The sequence below is a fragment of the Vibrio sp. 2130-1 genome, assembly GCF_033339515.1.
On the sequence record NZ_JAWOUT010000004.1, the window covers coordinates 26490 to 49294 of the forward strand.

Sequence of the window (22805 nt, forward strand, 5' to 3'; positions counted from 1 at the left end):
TTTTCAACTTAATCAATATGAAATGGAATTTTTATTTCCCGCTTAGTAAGCGATTACCTATAAAGGATCTATTCGAGTTTAACCCTAGTGACTTTACTCTAGCGAAGTAGGGTTACTTTATATAAGAGTCCAGTACTTTTAATACGACTTCCATATCTTTTTCACGTTGAGTTTTGTCTTCCTCAAGTACAACGTGCTCAAGTAAGTGACCTTTAATTACTTCTCGCATCAAACCATTTACTGCTCCCCGAATAGCGGCAATCTGCTGCAACACATCTTGGCATTCATGCTCTTCTTCCAGCATTTTTTTAAGTCCATTCACCTGACCCTGTATTTTACTGACTCGAGTGTTGAGCTTCTTTTGATCTCTGGTTGTATGCGACATGTCTTATCTTCTTTAAGTTACGGGCCGAGTTATTCTAACTGATAATGTAGCACTCAATTTATACTGGGGGGTAGTATTTAATACTAGGGGGGAGTATAGTTTGCGATAAATTAGAATCAACAACAGAGAACAACAATGGATTTTGTCGCGTTACTACAACAAGGTAATGGGTGGTTCTTTATTCCCAGTGCCATTTTGCTTGGCGCTTTGCATGGTTTAGAACCTGGGCACTCTAAAACGATGATGGCGGCGTTCATTGTCGCTGTGAAAGGAACGGTCAAACAAGCCGTGATGCTGGGTTTAGCTGCCACACTTTCTCACACTGCAATTGTATGGTTAATCGCTGTTGGCGGGATGTATATTAGCCAGAAATTCACCGCTGAAGCGGCTGAACCATGGATGCAACTTATCTCTGGGGTCATTATCGTGACAACTGGCGTATGGATGTTTTGGCGGACATGGAGCGATGAGCGAGCTTGGAACAAAGCTCAGGATCATGCTCGCGATTGGACGACGCAAGTTGTGGATACAGGACATGGGCATGTTTCGCTTTCGATTACACAGGAAGGGGAGCATCACCGTTTCCAATTGCGAACACTCAGCGGTAAACCTTTAACTGCTGAAGGTATCAAGGTTTCGGTATCGAGTGATGGTTATCAACCTGCTGATATCTATCACTTTATAGAGCGTGATGGATACTTGGAATCGGCGTCTTGCATTGAAGTCTCTAATGGACTTTCTGTCACTTTGATCATCGGGCACCATGATCATACCCATGACTTTGATGTACATTTCCGTTCTGGTTCTCATTTAGAAAGCGAAGATAAGGAATATCAAGATGCTCACGAGCGCGCTCACGCTTTAGACATTCAAAAACGCTTTGAGAATCGAGACGTGACGAATGGGCAAATTCTGCTGTTTGGATTAACGGGCGGTTTGATTCCATGCCCTGCTGCGGTAACGGTTTTGCTTATCTGTTTGCAGCTTAAGGCAATGACTCTTGGTGCGACATTAGTTGTGTCATTCAGTATTGGCTTAGCCTTGACTCTGGTTGCTGTTGGCGTTGTGGCAGCAGTGGGCGTGCAAAAAGCGACATCTAAATGGAGCGGTTTGAATGATGTTGCACGTCGAGCTCCTTACTTATCGGGCGTCTTGATCAGTGCAGTTGGTTTGTACATGGGTATGCATGGATACATATCGCTGACAAGTTAAACTCTGTGGTAAAGATTCTTTTCCTTTCTTTTTGCATGGGTAATAGCTTCATGCCTTGGTTTGCCTATTTTTCTGCCGATTCTTGATTGAGAATCACTCGATCTGACATCGCTGCCATATCTACAAACCAAGTCATTCTCGCTTCACCAAACATCTTGTATTACAACCGCTGCGATTGTGGCTCTAATATCTGAACCTGAGATACTAAATGATAAAACGGGAGCACTGACCACAGTGCTCCCGACGGTCAAAACGCTAATTAGAAGTCTTTTCTTTAATGTTCGATACCAATTTGGTCGCATAGTTAAATTTAACTATGCAAACGTTTCCTTTTGCGTACTCGTCCCTTCGCCAAACCTCGTAGAAATGTGACGTTTTGAAGACTTTTTTTCCTTCTGTCTAAAGTAATCGGGAACCAAGCAGATACATAGTTATAAAGTTATGTCTTGCTCTGCCAAACAGACCCAAAATGCAGTTTGGTTGGTTTTGGAGAAGAAAGGCTTAGCGCTCGATTAATGAGCATCAATTGAATTGTATTGAGACAATTATAATGAAAAGAATCATCTTATTAGCAGTCTGCGCCATGTTTGGTATTGCTGTCGTGGCGAGTATGGCATCAACGTACCTAATTTCGAGTCAGAAAATCGATGACATCATCTTAAACAAATCCCAAGTTCAAGCTGAGTTTCTAGCGGGAAATGCGAGTTATATTTTGGAGAACTCAGCCAATCCAATGCAAGATTTACAATCGCTTGTTGAGGGGCTGAAACAACGTTCAGACGTGAGTTATGCCGTTGTAATTGACCGTAACGTAACGGCAGTAGCCCACAGTGATAAGCACAAGCTGAACAAAACCTATAACGATGAATATACTGTTGAAGGCGCGACGAGAGGTGTTCAACAGTACTCAAAGTGGTATGCCGATGTCCAGAAAGTATGGGTGTTTGACATCATGGCACCAATTTATGTGGATGGTCAGTTATACGGTACTTTTGATATCGGTATTCCTATTACTGAAGTGAGCCAAGCGACGAATGGAATTATTACTTACCAGTTGATCTCTATGGTGGCGATCTTCGTTATGTGTGTTTTGATTCTGTCACTTCTGCTAAATAAACTGATGAGACCGCTTTCTGCGCTTAAAGACGCTCTACAAGACATCTCAAAAGGAGACGGAGACTTAACCGTTCGTTTGCCAGCGAAAGGTAATGACGAAGTCGCGCAAATTTCTTCTGCTTTCAACGTTTTTGTTGGGAAAGTACATGAGATTATTACACAAGTTGTAAATACTGGTGTGGAGCTTAATAGTTCAGCTGTCGCTTTGCGTGGGCAATCTCAACAAGCGCTCACAAGAGGGCAAGAGCAGAACGAGCAAACCATGCTGGTTGTCACATCCATGAACGAAATGATTGCGACGGTCAATGAAATTGCCTCCAATGCTGCCGGAGCGGCAAATGCTGCGAGTGCAGCAAGTAATGAAGCGCAAGATGGCTACACGACGCTAGAAAGAACCAAAACGGCGATGACTAATCTTGAAAACGAGATGAACAGCACTTCCAACATTATCGTGAGTCTTGCTGAAAATACTCAGTCGATTGGTAGTATTCTAGAGGTGATTAGAGGTATTTCGGAGCAAACCAATCTATTGGCTCTCAATGCGGCTATCGAAGCGGCACGCGCTGGTGATGCCGGCCGAGGTTTTGCAGTAGTTGCTGATGAAGTTCGCAACCTAGCGACTAAAACGGCTCATTCTACCGATGAAATTGACAATATGATTCACCAGCTACAAACTGAAGCTCAAAGTGCGGTGAATTCAATGAGTAATAGTAAGACTCTTATTGAAGAAGGAACGGCAGAAACTGAGTTAGCTCGACAGGCTTTAGAAGCAATAGCTGCACAAGTGACGACTATTTCAGATATCAATACTCAAGTAGCAACCGCAACAGAACAGCAATCAACGGTAGCAAACGAAATTAATATGAACATGGATACCGTCAGCCACTCAGTGAAAAGTGCGCTAACAGCGAGTGAGCAACTAGAAGAATCAAGTCAACAACTCGCGGAGCTATCGCGAACACTCGATCGTCACGTGGGAGCGTTTAGAATCTAAACGCCAACTGACCCTCTTTAATAAAAAGCCAGTAAATGTTAATTGCTGGCTTTTTTATTTGAAAAAATCGAGTCTCAAATCGCTTAGCGGTGTCTGTCCTTTCTAGACGATAAAACAAAATATGATAAATTAGTTGAGTAAAGCTTAGCTAAGCGTTAAGTTTCGCATTTTGCTTTAAATGTTCAACAAACATAGATATTTTCTTAGCTACATGTTTTCTAGACGAGTAAAAGGCGTAAAGCACTAAATCCTCAGGTTCGTACTCTAGAGTGACGATTTCTAGCTCACCATTTTTGATCTCATTTTGGCATGACTCAATTGGCAATATTGCGTACCCAAGCCCTGATAACGCGCCATATCTGGCGAGATGACCGCTGTTTACTTTGAATGAAGATTGCACAGTTTGAGTAATATGGCCCCCAGCAGGGCTTCTGAATACCCATGGTGCACCATTTACTGCGGTAAGCGTCGTGATGCAGGGAACATGACTTAGATCCGTAATTTTGTAAGGGGTGGCGTATTTCTCAATTAGTTGAGGCGCGGCTAAAATGGCACTGGGCCAGCGTTTTATCTCTCTCGCCACCCAGTTACTGTCTGACAAAGTCCCTCTGTGAAAACTCAAAATGACATCAAAGCTGTCAATAACATCATCTTTAGGGTTTAGCGTTGTATCGCAAGACAAAGAGATTGACGGGTATTGCGTGCAAAAGGTGACAACCGCTTTGGCCAGTACAGGTGTGTCTGGCATAAGAATTCGCAGTTCCCCTGTTACCGTGTGCGAGTGGCGCGTTACAGTTTCTAGTGCGGCGTTGAGTTGCTCCAGTAACGGACGAGTGCTGCTATAGAGCTCTTCTCCAGCCTCGGTAGGCGTCATTCGCCTTGTTGTTCTATTGAACAACCTAATGTTTAACTTTTCTTCAAGCAGGGCAATGTGTCGGCTGACATTTGATGTTGGTATGTTCAAACACTCAGCGGCTCGCTTAAAGCTGTTGTTCTCATAAACACAGTGAAAACTTTTTAACCAGATTTGGTCAACGTTATCAAACATTTCATTATCCCATTTTATTGGATTATCAAGCCAGCATATCGCACTTTATCCCTGTACTAAGTTACATACAATTTTATTTACAAGTTTAAGCGAACAAACAACGAGATATCGCGCTAGAACGTAATTAATAGTGGTGAATTTATGAGCTGGTTAGAACGGTTATTTGAGAATAAAAATATAATAGGTTCGCGCAAAGCGTCTATCCCTGAGGGCGTTTGGACAAAGTGTCCTGAGTGTGAACAAATACTTTATCGTGCCGCGTTAAAAGAAAATTTGGAAGTATGCCCTAAATGCTCATATCACATGAGAATGGCTGCGCGTCAAAGGTTGATCTCTTTTCTGGACCATGGAACACAACAAGAGTTGGCAAGTGAGTTGGAGCCACAAGATATTTTGGGTTTTAAAGACTTAAAGCGATATAAAGAGCGAATTGCTTTAGCGCAGAAAACGACTGGAGAAAAAGATGCGTTGGTGGTGATGCAGGGTAAGTTATTGGGGCTGCCTGTTGTTGCGTGTGCATTCGAATTCTCTTTCATGGCAGGCTCGATGGGCGCAGTGGTTGGCGAGAAGTTTGTCCGAGCAGTTGAAAGCGCAATTAATACAAAATCTGGGTTAGTATGTTTTTCCGCTTGCGGAGGGGCGCGCATGCAAGAGTCTTTGGTGGCACTCATGCAAATGTCAAAAACCAGCGCCGCGTTAAACCACTTATCTGAGCACAGATTACCCTATATCTCAGTATTGACGGACCAAACTTATGGTGGCGTCTCGGCGAGTTTAGCCATGTTAGGAGACATCAATATTGGTGAACCTAAAGCAAGTATTGGCTTTGCGGGAAGACGGGTCATTGAGCAAACTGTACGTGAAAAGCTACCAGACGAGTTTCAGCGAAGTGAATTTTTACTAGCGCATGGTGCGCTAGATATGATTGTCGATAGACGTGAAATGCGCGATCGCGTTGGTCGCTTACTGGCTAAGTTAACCAACGCGAGGGTGGTCTCAGAATAGGTTGTATTAAAGTTAGACTTAGTACTTGCGTTTATTGAGCCGTAATCATTACAAACCGTTCATTTTGCCCCCATCTTGGTTCCGCATTCATTAGGCTGAGATCCAACGCCGTTTGGTATGGGTCAACAGCAAAATGGTCGCTTACTAACCCCCAGAGCATCCAGTTGATTGCGGTTTCATTCTCGGTAAGCTCTTCGAGTGGCGCTTGGAGGAAAAAGTACTCATCTTCGCCATCGTAACCGAGCCGATCATAGATAATGTTGCGTAGCTCTCGATCCAAATCATGTTGGAGGTTGATTGAGTCGTACAGTTGCTCTTCTGTTGGGCCATTCTCATGGTGATAAACATTGCGTTTTGACTCTTTGTGTAAAGTACCTGCGCCAGTTTCAATGCTTACTTTCTTTTGCGAGTGTTGCTCAAGAACTTGAATGATTTCATCCTCTAGTTGATCGAGTTTACTCAGCAAAACTTGATTGTTTATGTCACCAGCGGGGGAGGCCATCGTTTGGAAGGCTTTCACTCTCTCGTAGACTGCTTTCCCGTGAGGAAGGGCTGCAAAACACTGTTCTTGGAGCGCTTCATTGGCTTGCCAAATGCCCGAGTAGAGCTCGTAATCATGTGTATATGGTGGAAGCTCTTCAGTATCTTCCCCTAATAATTCTCGCCAGCGTTTTTGCCACTGTTCTTCTTTTGCGTGTTTTACACGCGCGTATTGCTTAACCCAGCGGTTACGAAGTTTTACCCCAAAAATGGCAAGTCCCCATGGAGCGAGCAAATAAAAATAATAGTGAGAAGAGTTATCCCAAAAGTAACCGTAAACGTAAACACCAAAAGCAAGCACCCAAGTTCCAATAGTACAAGCAATAACCCCGGACATTATTGATGATTGGCGCTTTGTTTCTCTTAATGTATTACCTTCAGCACATAACCAAAAAATGCCACCAAAAACAAAGGCAAACGTTGTCATGAAGTAGGCAATCCCCGCTCCCAAAAATCCCCAAAGTGACATGTATTATCCCTAGCCAAATATCTGCTTTATTCACTCATCAATGACTGGAGGAGTAAATGTGTTTGATTTGGCGGAGAATTTACCATTAATGCCAGCCTTTTGATATGCACTCGATGACTTATTGGGAATGAGTCACAAATAAAAATAGATGGTATCAAGCATCAAAATTTAATTTAGAACCTTTGATTGTCGTGAACTCTATCTGGAAGAGTTAAGGGGGGCGTTTAAGGGCAATTTTCCTCATAAAGTCGTTATTTAGAAAAAGGTAAATTAATGTTTTTATTGATAATTGTGAGTTTTTTGGGAGTGGGATTGCTCCCATTTAATTAGAGTAAAAGACCTATTTTTGGGAGCGGTTTCATAAATTTTATGACACTGATTTCACTGTTTGAGCTGTAAAGAATATAAATCCCCACTCAATGTATGTTAATAATCAATGAGTGTTGTTATGTCTCATATCCGTTTTTTCCCGCGCCATCGTTTGGCGCTTGCTTGTATGCTAGCGAGTGTGTCTGGCTTCTCTTTTGCACAAAATCAGTGTGCTGTTGCTGATTTACAACAATCGCGAGATCTGGCTACTGCCGTTTCTGGTGCTGAGTATGATTGCTACCACGCTTGGTTTTCAGCACCTTCAGAAACGCTGAATGATATCTATAGTGAAGCGAGCCTAAGCCGTATCCAAGTCGCGCTGGATCAAGAAATCGCTCGCTATCGTGGTGAAGCAGATCAAGCTCGTATTCTAGAGAACCTAGGCGAATTTATTCGAGCGGCCTACTACGTTCGCTACAACGCTGGTACTGGAACACCTGAGTTTTCGCAAGCGTTGAGTCAGCGTTTTGCTCAGTCGACGAACCTATTCCTAAACAACCCTCATGCTTTGGATCAAGGTCGTGAACAAGTTGGTGCAATGAAGAGCCTGACTTTGATGGTTGATAACGTTAAGCAGTTGCCGCTGACCATGGATAGCATGATGGCCGCGTTGATGCACTTTAATCGTGAAACCGCGCAGGACACGCAATGGGTCGATGGTTTAAACAACTTGTTCCGCTCTATGGCAGGCCATGCGGCGAACGATGCGTTCTACCGATACATGGCAAACAATACACACCATATTGATACGTTGGTGAAATTCGCATCTGATAATGCTTGGGCATTAGATACGGATGCAAGCTTTATCGTTTTCAATGCATTACGTGAAACTGGTCGTTTGCTCGCGAGCCCAGATCAGGAGACCAAACGCAAAGCATTGGCAGTAATGCAACAGGTGATGCAGCGTTATCCACTGGGTAGTGAGCATGACAAACTATGGCTTGCTGCCGTTGAAATGATGAGCTACTACGCACCAGAAGGCCTAAATGGTCTGAATATTGAGCAAGCCAAGCAAGATTTAGCTGCACGTGTAATGCCAAATCGTTTTGAATGTCAGGGACCTGCCATTATTCGCTCTGAAGATCTGACCGATGCTCAAGCAGCGAAAGCGTGTGAAGTGTTAGCGGCAAAAGAAGCCGACTTCCATCGAGTTGCGAATACGGGTAATCAACCTGTCGCTGATGATTTGAATGATCGTGTTGAAGTGGCGGTATTCGCGAGTAACGCTAGTTACGTTGATTACTCTTCATTCCTATTTGGTAATACAACGGACAACGGTGGTCAGTACCTAGAAGGTGACCCTTCAAAAGCGGACAATACTGCGCGTTTCGTCGCTTATCGCTACGCGAATGGTGAAGATCTCTCTATCTTGAACCTAGAACATGAATACACGCACTATTTAGATGCACGATTTAACCAATACGGTTCGTTCAGCGATAACTTGGCTCATGGTCATATTGTTTGGTGGCTAGAAGGTTTTGCTGAATACATGCATTACAAGCAAGGTTACCAAGCTGCGATTGAGCTGATTGCAGATGGTAAACTGAGCCTTTCCACTGTGTTTGATACCACGTACTCTCACGATACCAATCGTATCTATCGTTGGGGTTATCTAGCTGTTCGATTCATGTTAGAAAATCATCCACAAGACGTCGAAAGCTTGTTGGCATTGTCGCGCTCTGGCCAGTTCGAACAATGGGCACAGCAGGTGACGTCTTTAGGTCAACAATACGATGCTGAGTTTGAACGTTGGTTGGACACATTAAAAGTGGAACCTGGGCAACCTGGTACAGACCCAGAAGAACCAACAGAACCAACAAGCCCTGAAGCACAAGTGACTGAATTGACGGCGAACCAAAGCCTTCAGCTCAGTGGCGAAGCATACAGCGAAAAACTGTTCTACGTTGATGTTCCAGCCAACACAGTTAACTTCAATGTATCTATTGAGGGTGCGGGTGATGCGGATCTTTACATGAGCTACAACAAAGTCGCGCATTACTATGATTTCGAAATGAGTCAATATGCTGATGGCAGCAATGAAGAGATTGTGTTTGAACCAGAGCAAGATGGTTACGTTAAAGCGGGTCGTTACTACATCAGCTTAACTGGACGTGATAGCTATGACTCAGTGAATCTTGTGGCTGCGTTAGAAGTGGAAGCGCAAACACCGCCAACCCAAGTGCAAGATGATTTAGCACCTGTGGTATTAGAGTCTGGTGAAGCCAAAATGCTTACCGTTCACAAGCAGCGTTATGCAGCAGTTTATGTGCCTGAAGGTGTTGAAGAGGTTCGTGTATGGCTAACGGCTCACTCTCAAACTGGTAATGTCGATCTATACGCGAGTAGGGAGCATTGGCCTACAGTAGAGCAGCACGAGTATGCGTCCAACTATGCAGGCAGCAATGAATACCTTGCGATTCCTATTACTGAAGCAGGGTACGTGCACTTCGCTCTTCAGGCTCCAGAGCAAGGCGATGACGTTGAAATGCTAGTGCACTTCAACTAAAAAAATTCGATTAACTAAAGTCGAGATAAAACGTCGCTGATACAGCGACGTTTTTGTTTATATCGGACACGATTATAAACAAACAGCGGCGAATGCTAGTTAATCGGCTGATCTATCGAGTTATCAGTTGCCCTTTTTCTAAACGACTTTAAGTTTGTATTGCAATTTACCGAGTACATAAACTTTTTTAGCGACGCGTTCTGTGACCTAGCTTCTGATTTGTGCTTCCCAAATGGATACAATATATATGCACCCCGTGCAATAAAGTGAAAAGGGAAAGACATGAAAACGCTTATTTATGAAACGTTGATTAGCCTTGCTAACCAAGAACCAGAACAACATGCAAGAATCCGACAAAATCTCTATGAACAGTTGGATCTGCCGTTCGATAAGCAGCTGGCTTTGTATTCTTGTGCCCTTGGTCCTGCAAGTTCAGGCAAGTTGGAGAGCAGTCAAGGCATTAACAACGCGGTAGATTGCGCGGTTAAACTGCTTGAAACTCCTGAGCGCTAATTCACTCGTTGTTTTAATCACGGCCCGATCCCCAAGGGCCGTTTTTAATTGCGGTTAAATTGATTTCAACGTTGTTATTACTCTGCTCTTTCCGCTAGCACTTCTTTGAATGCAAACATGCCGTTTAATGCCGCGGGAAAACCTGCGTAGACGGACATCTGCAAAATGATCTCTTTAATCTCATCCTCGCTACAGCCTACATTCAGCGCTGCATTTAAGTGCACTTTTAGTTGCGGCGCGCAATTCCCCATTGCCGTTAGCGCGGCGACGGTTGCGATTTCTCTCGATTTTAGGTCTAAGCCCGGGCGAGCATAAATATCGCCAAACGGATACTCAATGGTGTACTGAGCTAAATCTGGACAAATATCTTGTAAGGTTTCGATGACATTATGACCAGCGTCGCCATCAATTTGAGAGAGTAGTTCTAATCCTTTGTTAAAGCGTGATTGTTCCATCGGTATGTTCCTAGTGAATAAACGTAAACACACCTTAATCGTTAGAGTTAACTCTAAGTCAACGAACTTTTCCGCTTTTATACAAGGCAATTTTTTCTTCTAGAGCCGATAAGTGTTTTTTCTGTTGCTCAATGTGGCGTTTGAGGTTTTCTTGGTGTTGTTCTAACAGGGCTTGACGTTGTGGTACAGATTGAGAGCCGACTTCCCTTAATTTGGCATACTCTAGAATCTCTTCAAGTGGCATTGCAGTTTCTTTTAAACGCTTAACAAAGCTTATCCAGTTTAGATCTTTCGAACTATACATTCGATGTCCACTCGCGTTTCTATGGACATGTTTAAGTAAACCGATTTTTTCATAGTATCGAAGTGTATGAGCAGATAGCCCGACGAAGTCAGAAAATTCTTTGATATTCATTATTATCCTCCAAGGTAGAGCATACCCCATAGAGATAAGCTAAGTTTCGCATTTTGAAGTCATTTCGGGACAGATACAAACAGAAATCTTTAGTCTTTTAACGCTAGGTATGGTGATTTACTGGTTTTTTGAAACGCGCCAAACGTGATCCATCTGCCAGTTTCGTTTTATTAACCATTGATTACTAAACGGGTTGGCTTGGCTATTTTTATCCTTTGGGCCTATTTTAGGGCGTACGTAGGTCTTATATTTTATCTTTTTCAATTGAAATTTTTGTTAGACAAAACAATGACTTAGTGTTTTGTTGGGCTGTTTGGGGTGTATGTTGTGTGCCCGTTATTCACTCAGAACGATTTATCGCTGTGCAATGGATGAGTCGCTACGCCTTCGATTTCAGCCTTGAGTTAGTGCTAAAAGGGTGAGTGCCTCTGATGAATAGCTTTTATAATTTCGATTATTGAATTCACTCACAAAAAAATGCAAACAAGTAATCGTGAGTGGAAACGAGCAGGAGAACAACATGAGTGGCTCACAGGAAACACAATCATTCGGTGCAAACGTTATCTTACATGCGTTTGATTGGAAGTATGCTGACATTGCCCAACGAGCAAAAGAAATCCGCGAGCTTGGTTATGGCTCTGTGTTGGTTTCGCCACCAATGAAAAGCGCACACGATGAGCGCTGGTGGCAGCGTTATCAACCACAAGATTATCGTGTTATCGATAATGCCTTGGGTGATACCAAAGATTTTATTCATATGGTTCGTGAACTGGAGCAAGTTGGTGTGTGGGTTTATGCCGACGTAGTGTTTAACCATATGGCAAATGAGGCCCACCTTCGCAGAGACCTTCAGTACCCAAGACAAGAGGTCTTGGAGGAATACCAGAACGACAAACAGAAATATCAGTCGCTAGCGTTGTTTGGCGATCTATCTCAACCACTTTTTGATGAAGAGGACTTTGTTGAAGCATTCGGCATCAAAGACTGGAAAGATAAGTGGCAGGTTCAAAACGGACGTATCACAGGTGGGCCAACCGATCCTGGCTTGCCAACTCTTCGTGTTTGTGACCATGTAGTTGAACAGCAGCGAGCGTACCTAACGGCGCTGAAAGCTATTGGTGTGAAAGGTTTTCGTATTGACGCTGCGAAACACATGACGTTAGAGCATCTTAAGCGTGTTTGGACAGACGACATCACGCGGGATGTGCATATATTTGGTGAAATTATTACCGATGGCGGTGCGACGGAAGAAGAGTATCAGCTGTTTCTTGAGCCGTATCTACAGGAAACTCGCCTAGGTGCGTACGATTTCCCTTTGTTCTCAACCATGTTTAAGGCGTTTGCTAAAAAGGGCAGCTTCAAGTCTCTGATTGATCCCTATTGTTTTGGTCAGGCTCTGTCCCCCGGTCGTGCGATTACATTTGCTATCACACATGATATTCCTAACAATGATGTCTTTCTTGATCTCATCATGGACGAGGAAAACGAATGGTTAGCTTATGCCTATATTCTAGGCCGAGATGGTGGTGTGCCGTTGATTTATACCGACTTAAACACCAGCGGTATTAAAGGTAAAAATGGTCAGCCAAGATGGCAAGGTGCATGGAGCGATCCGAGAATGGCAAAAATGATCCAGTTCCATAATATGACGCATGGCGAGCCGATGAGTGTTCTTGAAGGTAACGATGACATGCTCGTACTTAAGCGAGGTGACAAAGGTATTGTGGTGCTTAATAAATCACAGCGTCAACAGTCTTTGACATTAAAAATCGATGGTAATTGGGTTGATTTGATGACAGAACAAATCATTCCAACTGACGGTAAGTTAATCGTACCATCTAAGTCGTCAATGTTACTCGTCGCGAACTAGAAGATGTACACACCGAGGTTAGCAACTTCGGTGTGTATGTTTTTCATCGTCATTCACGTTCTGCTGAAGTTCAATAGAAACTCAAACTCTCTCGTTTTTGCTAGAAATTTATGAGCACTCGTTAACGCAACATTCTGCTTTTAAAAAACCAATTACGTCATCTAAGCACTGATACTCTGCAACACAAAAAAGGGTTCTACCCTCGCGGCGCTGGGTGAGAAGACCAGCTGAAGCAAGGCTCGAGATATGATGAGAGAGAGTGGATGCTGGAATGCCAAGCTTTTCTTGTACGCCGCCTACCGCGATACCTTTGTATCCCGCTTTGACGACTTCTTTGTAAATACTTAAACGAGTCGGATGCCCTAACTCTTTTAGTGCTTTAGCAACGGCTTCAAGCTCCATACTGACCTCTAAAGAATGACCACAGTAATTTTGTTTCGATAATAGGGAAAGTCTCGGTAAATGCCAACTATTACGATCTCAGAACAATTTAAATCAGATGAGATTCATGCTGGCTAATGCCTTCATGACAACAATTGTCTGTTCTAATGAGACAGATCAATCTTCATTATTATTTCACGCCACGTTCAAAATCCCTCGTCTACACTCAATGTTGAGTTGTCAGTTGGCAGACCAAGGAGGCGGCCATGATTGCGGTTCATAGAGATTATTGTTTGTCTAACAGTTCGGAGTTACATGCCCACGTTAAAGTCAATCCTGTCGGTAAATTAGAAGTTGAGATTGTTGAACTTCAAGAGCGCCACACCACAGAATTTGATGATTTGTCTTTTGAGAGTCGTGGGTGTGAAACTCGAATCTGTGGTAAAGAAGACACAACTCCGTGGCAGTTCAATCTTGCAGTTACTGATGCGTTAGAGCTTTCTCATTTAGTGGAAGAAGCAAACGAAGAGTATGAGATTTTAATGAATGATCTTATGTAATATCGAGAAGATCATTTTATCCTGCACGGCGTGTGGCTCTGTACTGAAAAAATAAAAACCTCCCAAGCGGGAGGTTTTTAATATGGAGTGCGTTATCGTTGGATAAGCTCTTCTCTTGGTGGTATTAGCTCTTGGACGTTATCTTCATTAAAGTCATCGGCGTAACCTTTAGGTGGCGGTGTCCAACCTCGTTCTGACCGCGATAGTTTGTCATGACGATCTTTTTGCATCTCTTCCGCCATTTTCTCCTCTAACTGAATAAACAGTTGTCGGAAATTGTTGTCATAGCGTTCACCTTCAGAATCATCTTCCCAAGCTTTGTAGAGTATTTCTGACTTACGTGCTTCAACACGCTTATATGTCGCCTTCTGTTGTTCAACAAAGAAGGGGTGAATGCCAAGTGCTTTCATTGTGTGACCGCCCATCTCCAATGCAGAATGGTAGGTCTCTGATTCAATAATATCAGCTCCCGCTTGACGCAAAAGATAGCCATGTCCACGGTCAAAGGCACGTGCAATCACTGTTACTTTTGGGTACGTGTGCTTAACGTACTTCACCAGTTCTACACTCGATTCTTGGTTATCAATCGCCACAACCAACGCAGCGGCGTGCTCAATGCCGGCTGTATGTAGCATATCTGGTCGAGTCGCGTCGCCAAAATAGGCGCGAGTGCCAATCTGGCGCATGTTATCGACTTGGTCAGATTGATGGTCAAGTACCACGGTAGTCACGCCGTTTGATACCAATAGGCGATTCACTATTTGTCCAAAGCGGCCGATGCCGGCGATGATCACCGTGCCTGTTTCCTCAATCGTATCGCTTTCGCGTTCATTTGACTGGCTTTCAAAGCGCGGCAGAATCACTCTATCAAAAAGAATAAACAAACCTGGTGTCAGGAACATCGAAATCGCAACCACTAACGCAAGAGTTTGTGAGAGTTCAAATGGGATGACGTGGTTTTGCACTGAAAAGCTTAGAAGCACAAAGCCGAATTCACCTGCTTGAGCCAAGCTTAGGGTAAACAGCCAGCGGTTGCTGCCTTTCACCCTAAATATCAGTGCAAGAATAAACAGCACCAAGGCTTTCAAAACCATCACGCCAATGGTCAATGCCATGACCAACCAGAAATCACCAAAAAGGACCGAGAAGTTGATCCCTGCGCCAACGGTAATAAAGAACAGACCTAACAATAGGCCTTTAAATGGTTCGATATTGGATTCTAACTCGTGGCGGAATTCACTGTTCGCCAATACAACGCCAGCCAAGAAGGTTCCTAAGGCAGGAGATAAGCCCACTAAACTCATCAGTGCAGCGATACCAATGACAAGCATGAGTGCAGTTGCGGTAAAGATTTCTCGCAAACCAGAGCTAGCCACATAATTGAGCAGAGGTCGACTTAAAAAGTGTCCACCAACGACGACGATTGCAATCGATGCTGTGATTACGATGCCGTATGCCCAGCCTGGCAACCCCGCAACGAGGCTTAATTCTTCATGGTGCGCTGCGGCTGTTTGAGCCGCGGACTGTGCCTGTTCAATTAATTCAGGCAAGGCCAATAGAGGAATGAACGCCAACATTGGTATCACTGCAATATCTTGAAAAAGCAACACGGAGAAAGCGTTTTGTCCACCTTCCGTCTTCGTTAATCCTTTTTCGCTAAAAGTTTGCAAAACAATCGCAGTAGAAGAGAGGGCGAAGATCAAACCTATGGCTAAGGCTATGGTCCAAGGCTGGTCAAAGTACAAGGCAATACCCATAATCGCCGCGACGGTACCACCGACTTGCAGACCTCCTAAACCCATTAAGCGATTGCGCATCGCCCACAACATTTTGGGTTCGAGCTCTAAACCAACGAGAAACAGCATCATCACCACGCCAAACTCGGCAAAGTGCTGTATTGTTGTTGTTTCTTCACCGACTAAACCGATAATTGGGCCAATGACCACACCTGCGATGAGATAGCCTAAAACGGACCCAAGTCCCAAACGCTTAGCAAGTGGGACTGCAATTACAGCAGCAATCAAATATACGAAGGCTTGTAAGAATATCCCTGTCATGAAGCCTCCTTAATGAGCTCTGGCAATGCGCTGTTAAGCTTGATTAATGACGCCGCAGCTTCAACATCCAACCTATCTTCGACTAAAGCTGTTAGCAGGCTCTTGTACCGCTCAACATGACGAGGGATTCGCCCTTCTTCATCTGCTGTACGTGCGCCAAACATCGCGAGAGGGGCAATGTAGTTCATGCCTGTCAGTGCGGACATTTGTTCAATAGGCGCAAGCAGTTGACGAATCGTAAAGTGGTTGTAGCCCTCTGCCTTATAAGCTTCTTCTTTACCCCCAGCAGACAGCACACAAAGCATGGTCTTACCTTGCAGTGCTGTGCCACCTGTACCGTAAGCAAAGCCATATTCCAAAACCAGATCTTGCCACTCTTTTAAAATCGCAGGCGTTGAATACCAATATAGTGGGAATTGGAAAATCACCACGTCATGCTCACGTAAGCGTTGCTGCTCACGGTCGATATTAATATCGAAACGAGGGTATTCGCCATAGAGATCAACACATGTCACGCCTTCAATTTTTTGAGCTTCTTTGAAAAGTGGAGTATTCACTTCTGAACGATGCTGGGAAGGATGAGCAAAGAGAATGAGTACTTTTTTATTTGCCATAGGGATCCTTGCTATCTAAATAACCATGCCCAGTAGGAGCGCGGGTTGGTTAGAAAATGTAACTCATAAATGATCGCCAAGCTAGTTTGGTAAACTGTTTAAGCTGTTTCAATATCAATAAAAAACCACCAAATAAATTGGTGGTTTTGGGAAGCGTTACGTTTTACTAATCATGAATAGGGACGACTAGAATATCCACCGGTGACTTGTTAATTAAGTGTCTGGAGTAAGAAATAATCTTGCTCCAGAAATCTTGGTGGTGACCACAAATCAGAAGATCCACTTCTTGCTCTTTAATGGTGACCTCTAATTTATCAGCCAAGTCGCCAGTACCTACGAAGAAATGTTTAAGTGGGTAATCCATGTAATCACTAAATGTTTTTAAACATTCCATTGAATGCTCATTCAACGGCCTTTGATCCGGGTTTTCTTTAATGTCTACAAGCTCACGATAGATTTCTCCGTGTGTACCATCAATATGAATAAAGGAGATATCGGAGTCGAGATAGTTTGCCATTGATACCGCTCTGTCGATAAGCACGGTGCTTTCATCTGACAGTTCGAGTGCAACAAGGATATGTTTGTATTTCATAACCACGCCCTTATGTGGATTATCTTTACCCTAAGCATAGTATGGCTTGGATAAAAATTGTGTTGCTAAGATCTCGAAATTGTTCAAAGCTTTGTTGAAAAGTTAATGTGATATAACAACTTACTGTGAAACTTTCTTTTTGTTCACATTTGGTTAGAAAGCTTGCTTTTTGAACAAAAAAGCCGCTACACTCTGCGCATCATTTCTCTAGGAGATTACGCCAACATGAAGAACTAAACCTGTCATCCATATTTTTACTTATTTTTTGGATCTGCAGGGTTAGTAGGCGTAGCTCACTTTCCGATATTTCTTTGCAACAAGACGACTTTTTGATTTGACGTATATCGTCGAGCTTTACATAGAGCTTAATGCGTTTGTGCACGCGTTTTGTTGCAATTTCAAATCATAGCTACGGCTGTTGTCCCTGTCATACAGGAGGCAAATTATGCCAGTTTTACAAGCTTTTAATGTTAGCCATCAGTTTGATAATGGCGATACGCTATTCCAGTCTATTTCTTGTTCCATGACTAAACGACGTGTTGGTTTGGTTGGGCGTAATGGCATTGGCAAGTCGCTTTTGGCTTCCATTTTAGCGGGAGAAATTCAGCCTGCCAGCGGTGTTGTGACTGCTCCCTCTTCTTTCATGATGTATCGCCAGCAGCCGTCTGATCTGCTTTCAGGTCAGCAATCGATCGCCCAGTTTCTGGGCAAAGATGCGGTCTTGCATGCTTTAAAGCAGATTGAACAAGGTGATGTTTCTGAACATTGGTTCGAACTGGTTGGCGAGCAGTGGGATATTGAATTAAAACTCAAACAGCAGCTCGCTGCGATGGGCTTGCCGCAAGACCCTGATTTCTCTTGTGCTCGGCTCAGTGGTGGTCAGTTGGCGCGTTTGCAGTTATGGCAGTTATTTGAAAGCGAAACGGAGCTTTTGATTCTCGATGAACCATCCAATCACCTCGATACCGAGGCGAAACAATGGTTGATAGAGTCTATGACGCATTTCAGCGGCGCGATTTTACTCATCAGTCACGATCGTGAGCTGTTGCGAGAGATGGAGGAAATTTGGGAACTCTCGGGCCTAGGTTTACAGGCTTTTGGTGGAAATTACGATGTGTACGCCGAGAAAAAACGCACTGAACTGCAAGCGGTCGAGAGGCAGTTAGCGCAAGTCGATAAACAGAAAAAACGGTTAGCCGAGCAAGCCCAGAAAAATCGCGAAAAAGCAGACCAACGCGCCGCGCAAGGGAACAAACTGCGCAAAGACGGCAGTCAGCCCAAAATTTTGCTTGATGGAAAAAAGGATAGCGCGACCGCCAGCGCTTCAAATCGCAATAAGAATGAGCAACTCAGACAAGCGCATTTACAAGCCAAAGAACAGGCGTTGCAATCGCGACATGAGCAACTCAAGGCGCAAAAGCTTTATCTTACAGATAATCCGAACCGTTCGCGAAAAGTGTTGTCGATACAAGAAGGTATATTACCTTTTGGGAATTCTACGCCTATCACGTTGCAGATTTTTGCGAACGACAAAGTCCATCTCAAAGGGAGAAATGGCTGCGGAAAATCAACCTTGTTAAAGACGTTGCTTGGCGAGTTATCGTTGCAGAGTGGTGAGTTGCAAGTGAATACGCCTTTGTATTATCTCGACCAACATTTTGGTGCAGTGAATCCAAATCTTTCGTTACTTGAGAACGTAATGGAGAGCTGCCAAGAGATGACGGAAAGTGAAGCGAGGACCTTATTGGCCGGGATCGGTTTTCGTCGAGATGCAGTGTTTCGATTGGGGCGCCTACTGAGCGGTGGCGAGAAGATGAAGCTCGCGATGCTGATAGTCAGCCACCAAAATTCTCAGCCTTTGCTGCTGCTTGATGAACCAGATAACCATCTCGACCTCGAGTCAAAAATAATGCTTAGTCAGGCGTTAAATGTATACAAAGGTGGATTTGTTCTGATTAGTCACGACCAAGATTTCGCTTCTGAGTCTGGGGTTTTGCGCCAAATCGAGCTGACTTAGACGAAAGAGAGTAAACGCCATCGTGGCTCTTCAGTATTGTTCCCAAGTTCTACACTTCCACTTACTAGTTTGTAGAACTGGAAGGAAATGAGGGAGTTAGGATGGCTTTCACAACTCGTTTAATGAAATTAGATTCATTTTGTCGATATATAGTAGAGTTCTGATGTATTGCACAAAAAGACAACAGAAAAATAAAAAGGAATTTCATGAAAAAGAACACCCTAGCACTCACAACGGCTCTCGCACTCGGAAGTGTGTTGTCTGTGGCGTATGCAAATGAAGCGGCGCAATCGTCGGTTGAACAGGTAACCCCGAAAACCATCACGTATCCAACCACACAAAAAGTGGATGTTGTCGATGACTACTTTGGTACAAAAGTGAGTGATCCTTATCGCTGGTTGGAAGACGATCTCAGCCCAGAAACCGCAGAATGGGTGAAGGCACAAAATGCAGTGACGTTTGATTATCTGTCGAAAATCCCTTACCGCGAGCAGATTGAAGAGCGCATCACTAAGCTCATGGACTACGAAAAGCAAAGCCAACCGTTCAAAGAGGGTAAGTTCACTTATTTCTACAAAAATGACGGGCTACAAAACCAAGATGTGCTTTATCGGCAGTTAGGTGATGGCGAAGCAGAAATTTTCCTCGATCCAAATACTTTTAGTGAAGATGGCACCACATCGTTAGCGGGAGTGAGCTTTTCACGTGATGGTTCTTTGGTTGCATACAGCATTTCGGAAGGCGGTAGCGATTGGCGCAAAGTCATTGTGTTAGACACAGAAACCAAAAAGCCCGTCGGCGAAACGCTGGTGGATATTAAGTTCAGTGGCATCAGTTGGCTCGGCAATCAAGGCTTCTATTACTCAAGTTATGACAAGCCAAAAGGGAGTGAACTTTCCGCGAAGACAGGCCAACACAAGCTCTACTTTCATAAGCTAGGGACGAAACAAAGTGAAGACCAATTAATTTTCGGTGGTGTAAAGGACGAAAAGTATCGCTACGTTGGGGGTTACACGTCGGAAGATGAACGCTACTTGTTTATCTCAGCCAGCGTATCGACGTCGGGCAACAAACTGTTCTTTAAAGACCTGAGTAAGCCAAATAGCCCGCTGAAAACCATTTTAGATAACACCAGTTCTGATACTTGGGTGATAGACAACCAAGGCACGAAACTGTACTTGGTTACGAACCTTAATGCGCCGAACAAACGCGTCGTGACGGTGGATGCAAGTCAGCCGCAGCCCAAAAACTGGAAAGATGTGATTCCTGAAACAAAGAACGTGTTACGTGTTTCTACCGCGGGTGGCAATTTGTTTGCGAGCTATATTGTTGATGCGATCTCGATGGTGAAGCAATACGACATGAACGGCAAACTCATCCGAGAAATCAAATTGCCTGATATTGGCAGCGCATACGGTTTCTCGGGGAAAAAAGAAGAAACCGAAGTCTACTACTCTTTCACCAACTACAAGATGCCAAGCACTACCTATTGTCTGAACATCAAAGATGGTGATAGCGAGGTGTACTACAAATCTAAAGCGCCATTTGATCCTGCTTTGTATGAATCTCGCCAGGTGTTTTACACCTCAAAAGACGGAACAAAAGTGCCGATGATCATCACCTATAAGAAAGGGACACCGATGGACGGCAGTGCACCAACCATCCTATATGGTTATGGCGGTTTCAACATTAGCCTCACGCCATCTTTTAGCCCGACACGTGCGGCTTGGTTAGAGCTTGGTGGTGTTTACGCGGTAGCGAACATTCGTGGTGGTGGGGAATATGGCAAAGAATGGCACAACGCTGGCATTCAAATGCAAAAGCAAAATGTGTTTGATGACTTTATTGCTGCGGCTGAATTCCTAATTGATGAAGAGGTAACGTCATCAAACAAGTTAGCCATTAACGGTGGTTCGAATGGTGGCTTGTTAGTAGGGGCCGTTATGACGCAACGTCCAGAGCTGTTTAAAGTGGCGCTGCCAGCAGTCGGCGTACTGGATATGCTGCGTTACCATACTTTTACCGCAGGTGCTGGTTGGGCGTATGACTACGGCACGGCAGAGCAAAGTAAAGAGATGTTCCAATATCTGAAAAGTTATTCGCCGGTGCACAATGTAAAAGCAGGGGTGGAATACCCAGCAACATTGATTACAACCGGTGATCATGATGACCGTGTTGTTCCTGCTCACTCATACAAATTTGCAGCTGAGTTGCAATCGAAGCAAGCGGGTTCAAATCCGATCTTAATTCGCATCGAAACCAATGCAGGACATGGTGCAGGCACACCAACGCGTAAAATAATTGAGACAAATGCAGATATTTATAGTTTTGCACTGTTCAATATGGGAATAGAGAAACTGCAATAGTGCGAATTGTTTGCGTTTTAGTTATCGAAACGCATCGGCGCTTTATCGCTCGATAATAAAAGGGAATCACAGAGAGTGATTCCCTTTTTATTTATTATAGGCCTACTATTCTAATCTGATGCTAGGCTAATCAAACTAAGGTTTTTTACATTATTGTAATATTCTAATTAATCTGAAGAGTGTTGTACGATCGAAATGAAACATTGATCGCGATCACCTAAATCCATTGCACTCTCTATTTATATGGTAAAATTAATTAATCATTTGTTCTAATGATAATTTCATTTTCATAATTTTTAATATTTCCTTCTTCATTGGTATAACCAAATTTCAAGTTATATAAGATATAAGTAGCGGTGATTGAACTTTTACGATGCTTTATTTTATTTTAATTAAAACGTCGAATGTTTCGTCATTATTGAATTTGCTTTGATAATTTATGTTATCCAAAGCGAGTTGTGTTGCTTGCTATTTATGATGACCTCATGACGTGAATAATTTTATAATCATTAAAATGGATACAGTTTTATGAATTTAGTGAAACCGTCTGTTGCCATTATGGTTGCAGCCCTACAACTCGCGTCTTCTGCCTATGCGCAGACAAACAATAACGAAGAACTACAAGATATGTCTGACCCACTTGCGGTATACACCCAAGCTGGCTTTGGTATTACTGATAAAGGCGCGAACATCAAAATCGGTCAAACTTACCAATCTAGCCAGCCTGGTACCATGGCGATGAACATCATTGAAATGAAAGGCATTGGTGGTGAGCTATTTGGCATTCGCGACAATGACGATCCAACATATGCCAACGTTGATGACAGCATTGACTCTTTCCGACTACGTAATTTCCAAGTAGAAGTCGCAAAAGGTCTAGGCCGTCAATTAGATGTAAACTACGACGTTGATAACGATAAATTAGATGCATCTTATAGCTTTATTCAAGGTCTACCTAAGTTTGGTATGTTGCAGCTATTTCCTTTAGCTGGTGCGGGTGTCACTATTGCTAATGATTTTAGTGGTGATGACAAAGGTTATGAAATTCCAGGTACTTTCACTGTTGTGGGTATGTACTCAAAAATTGAATTAACCGATAAAATCTGGATTAACTACAACCCAATGTATATGCATACGTTGTCAGGGTCTAGTCAATATAAAGATACTTATTACGCGGGTGAAGATAATATCTTGACTCATGAGTTTGCGTTGTCTTATCAAATTAATCCTCGCGCAAATATTCGTTACTTTGCAAACTGGAATGAGCACGTTAATTTCGGTGATGGTGATCACCGTATCGAATTTAACTACCAATTCTAAC

General features: G+C 43.5%; 19 protein-coding genes. 10 read left to right on the forward strand and 9 right to left on the reverse strand.

What is annotated here, in order from left to right:
• Positions 1 to 112: 112 nt before the first annotated feature.
• Complete coding sequence (gene rcnR, locus R7Q09_RS06925) at positions 113 to 385, reverse strand: Ni(II)/Co(II)-binding transcriptional repressor RcnR (RefSeq protein ID WP_005375370.1); 273 nt, start codon at positions 383 to 385, stop codon at positions 113 to 115.
• Positions 386 to 520: 135 nt separating this feature from the next.
• Here rcnR and R7Q09_RS06930 point away from each other — a divergent pair, with 135 nt between their 5' ends.
• Together R7Q09_RS06930 and R7Q09_RS06935 are read left to right on the forward strand one after the other, a co-directional pair.
• The gene (locus tag R7Q09_RS06930) at positions 521 to 1597 is read left to right on the forward strand and encodes a nickel/cobalt efflux protein RcnA (protein ID WP_318070711.1); all 1077 of its coding nucleotides are present in this window, start codon (positions 521 to 523) and stop codon (positions 1595 to 1597) included.
• Between the two features lie 550 nt (positions 1598 to 2147).
• On the forward strand, positions 2148 to 3707 hold the full coding sequence (locus R7Q09_RS06935) for a methyl-accepting chemotaxis protein (RefSeq protein WP_017635256.1): 1560 nt from the start codon (positions 2148 to 2150) through the stop codon (positions 3705 to 3707).
• 148 nt (positions 3708 to 3855) lie between these two features.
• On the opposite strand, the gene R7Q09_RS06940 is transcribed toward R7Q09_RS06935, so the two are convergent.
• The gene (locus R7Q09_RS06940) at positions 3856 to 4755 is read right to left on the reverse strand and encodes a LysR family transcriptional regulator (RefSeq protein WP_258480870.1); all 900 of its coding nucleotides are present in this window, start codon (positions 4753 to 4755) and stop codon (positions 3856 to 3858) included.
• Between the two features lie 141 nt (positions 4756 to 4896).
• Here R7Q09_RS06940 and accD point away from each other — a divergent pair, with 141 nt between their 5' ends.
• Entirely contained in the window at positions 4897 to 5760 is an 864-nt protein-coding gene (gene accD / locus R7Q09_RS06945; RefSeq protein WP_047101711.1) for an acetyl-CoA carboxylase, carboxyltransferase subunit beta, read from the forward strand.
• Positions 5761 to 5791: 31 nt separating this feature from the next.
• On the opposite strand, the gene R7Q09_RS06950 is transcribed toward accD, so the two are convergent.
• The gene (locus R7Q09_RS06950) at positions 5792 to 6769 is read right to left on the reverse strand and encodes a hypothetical protein (RefSeq protein WP_053303803.1); all 978 of its coding nucleotides are present in this window, start codon (positions 6767 to 6769) and stop codon (positions 5792 to 5794) included.
• A gap of 448 nt (positions 6770 to 7217) precedes the next feature.
• Between R7Q09_RS06950 and R7Q09_RS06955 the strand changes: the two genes are divergently transcribed.
• Both R7Q09_RS06955 and R7Q09_RS06960 read left to right on the forward strand, forming a co-directional pair.
• Positions 7218 to 9644: a M9 family metallopeptidase gene (locus R7Q09_RS06955; protein WP_318070710.1), complete on the forward strand. Its 2427-nt coding sequence runs from the start codon at positions 7218 to 7220 to the stop codon at positions 9642 to 9644.
• 282 nt (positions 9645 to 9926) lie between these two features.
• Positions 9927 to 10157 (forward strand): PAS factor family protein, encoded by a 231-nt coding sequence (locus R7Q09_RS06960; RefSeq protein WP_005375384.1) that lies wholly within the window; start codon positions 9927 to 9929, stop codon positions 10155 to 10157.
• A 77-nt stretch (positions 10158 to 10234) separates the two neighbouring features.
• Here the strand turns inward: R7Q09_RS06960 and R7Q09_RS06965 are convergent, their stop codons facing one another.
• Positions 10235 to 10612 carry a carboxymuconolactone decarboxylase family protein gene (locus R7Q09_RS06965; protein ID WP_005375385.1) on the reverse strand — a complete coding sequence of 126 codons (378 nt, stop codon included), beginning with the start codon at positions 10610 to 10612 and terminating at the stop codon, positions 10235 to 10237.
• A gap of 58 nt (positions 10613 to 10670) precedes the next feature.
• Positions 10671 to 11027: a MerR family transcriptional regulator gene (locus R7Q09_RS06970; RefSeq protein WP_258474248.1), complete on the reverse strand. Its 357-nt coding sequence runs from the start codon at positions 11025 to 11027 to the stop codon at positions 10671 to 10673.
• A 520-nt stretch (positions 11028 to 11547) separates the two neighbouring features.
• On the opposite strand from R7Q09_RS06970, the gene R7Q09_RS06975 reads away from it, so the two are divergent.
• Positions 11548 to 12897 carry an alpha-amylase family protein gene (locus R7Q09_RS06975; protein WP_318070709.1) on the forward strand — a complete coding sequence of 450 codons (1350 nt, stop codon included), beginning with the start codon at positions 11548 to 11550 and terminating at the stop codon, positions 12895 to 12897.
• A 108-nt stretch (positions 12898 to 13005) separates the two neighbouring features.
• Here R7Q09_RS06975 and R7Q09_RS06980 read toward each other — a convergent pair whose 3' ends face one another.
• Positions 13006 to 13299 carry an ArsR/SmtB family transcription factor gene (locus R7Q09_RS06980; protein ID WP_005375388.1) on the reverse strand — a complete coding sequence of 98 codons (294 nt, stop codon included), beginning with the start codon at positions 13297 to 13299 and terminating at the stop codon, positions 13006 to 13008.
• Positions 13300 to 13544: 245 nt separating this feature from the next.
• Here R7Q09_RS06980 and R7Q09_RS06985 point away from each other — a divergent pair, with 245 nt between their 5' ends.
• Positions 13545 to 13838: a hypothetical protein gene (locus tag R7Q09_RS06985; protein ID WP_005375389.1), complete on the forward strand. Its 294-nt coding sequence runs from the start codon at positions 13545 to 13547 to the stop codon at positions 13836 to 13838.
• 92 nt (positions 13839 to 13930) lie between these two features.
• On the opposite strand, the gene R7Q09_RS06990 is transcribed toward R7Q09_RS06985, so the two are convergent.
• The 3 genes from R7Q09_RS06990 to R7Q09_RS07000 all read right to left on the reverse strand — a co-directional run bounded on the left by R7Q09_RS06990 (position 13931) and on the right by R7Q09_RS07000 (position 17101).
• Positions 13931 to 15895, reverse strand: a complete 1965-nt coding sequence (locus tag R7Q09_RS06990) for a monovalent cation:proton antiporter-2 (CPA2) family protein (RefSeq protein WP_318070708.1) — start codon at positions 15893 to 15895, stop codon at positions 13931 to 13933.
• Positions 15892 to 16509 carry an NAD(P)H-dependent oxidoreductase gene (locus R7Q09_RS06995; RefSeq protein ID WP_206953534.1) on the reverse strand — a complete coding sequence of 206 codons (618 nt, stop codon included), beginning with the start codon at positions 16507 to 16509 and terminating at the stop codon, positions 15892 to 15894. Before R7Q09_RS06995 ends, R7Q09_RS06990 begins: the two co-directional genes overlap by 4 nt.
• Positions 16510 to 16675: 166 nt before the next feature.
• A complete protein-coding gene (locus R7Q09_RS07000; protein WP_005375398.1) occupies positions 16676 to 17101 on the reverse strand; it encodes a universal stress protein in 426 nt (141 codons plus the stop codon).
• Positions 17102 to 17546: 445 nt separating this feature from the next.
• Between R7Q09_RS07000 and R7Q09_RS07005 the strand changes: the two genes are divergently transcribed.
• The 3 genes from R7Q09_RS07005 (at position 17547) to R7Q09_RS07015 (ending at position 22804) form a co-directional block, all read left to right on the forward strand.
• The gene (locus R7Q09_RS07005) at positions 17547 to 19118 is read left to right on the forward strand and encodes an ATP-binding cassette domain-containing protein (protein ID WP_062730925.1); all 1572 of its coding nucleotides are present in this window, start codon (positions 17547 to 17549) and stop codon (positions 19116 to 19118) included.
• A gap of 206 nt (positions 19119 to 19324) precedes the next feature.
• Positions 19325 to 21484: a prolyl oligopeptidase family serine peptidase gene (locus tag R7Q09_RS07010; RefSeq protein WP_318070707.1), complete on the forward strand. Its 2160-nt coding sequence runs from the start codon at positions 19325 to 19327 to the stop codon at positions 21482 to 21484.
• 528 nt (positions 21485 to 22012) lie between these two features.
• Entirely contained in the window at positions 22013 to 22804 is a 792-nt protein-coding gene (locus R7Q09_RS07015) for a hypothetical protein (protein ID WP_258515293.1), read from the forward strand.
• Position 22805: the final 1 nt, after the last annotated feature.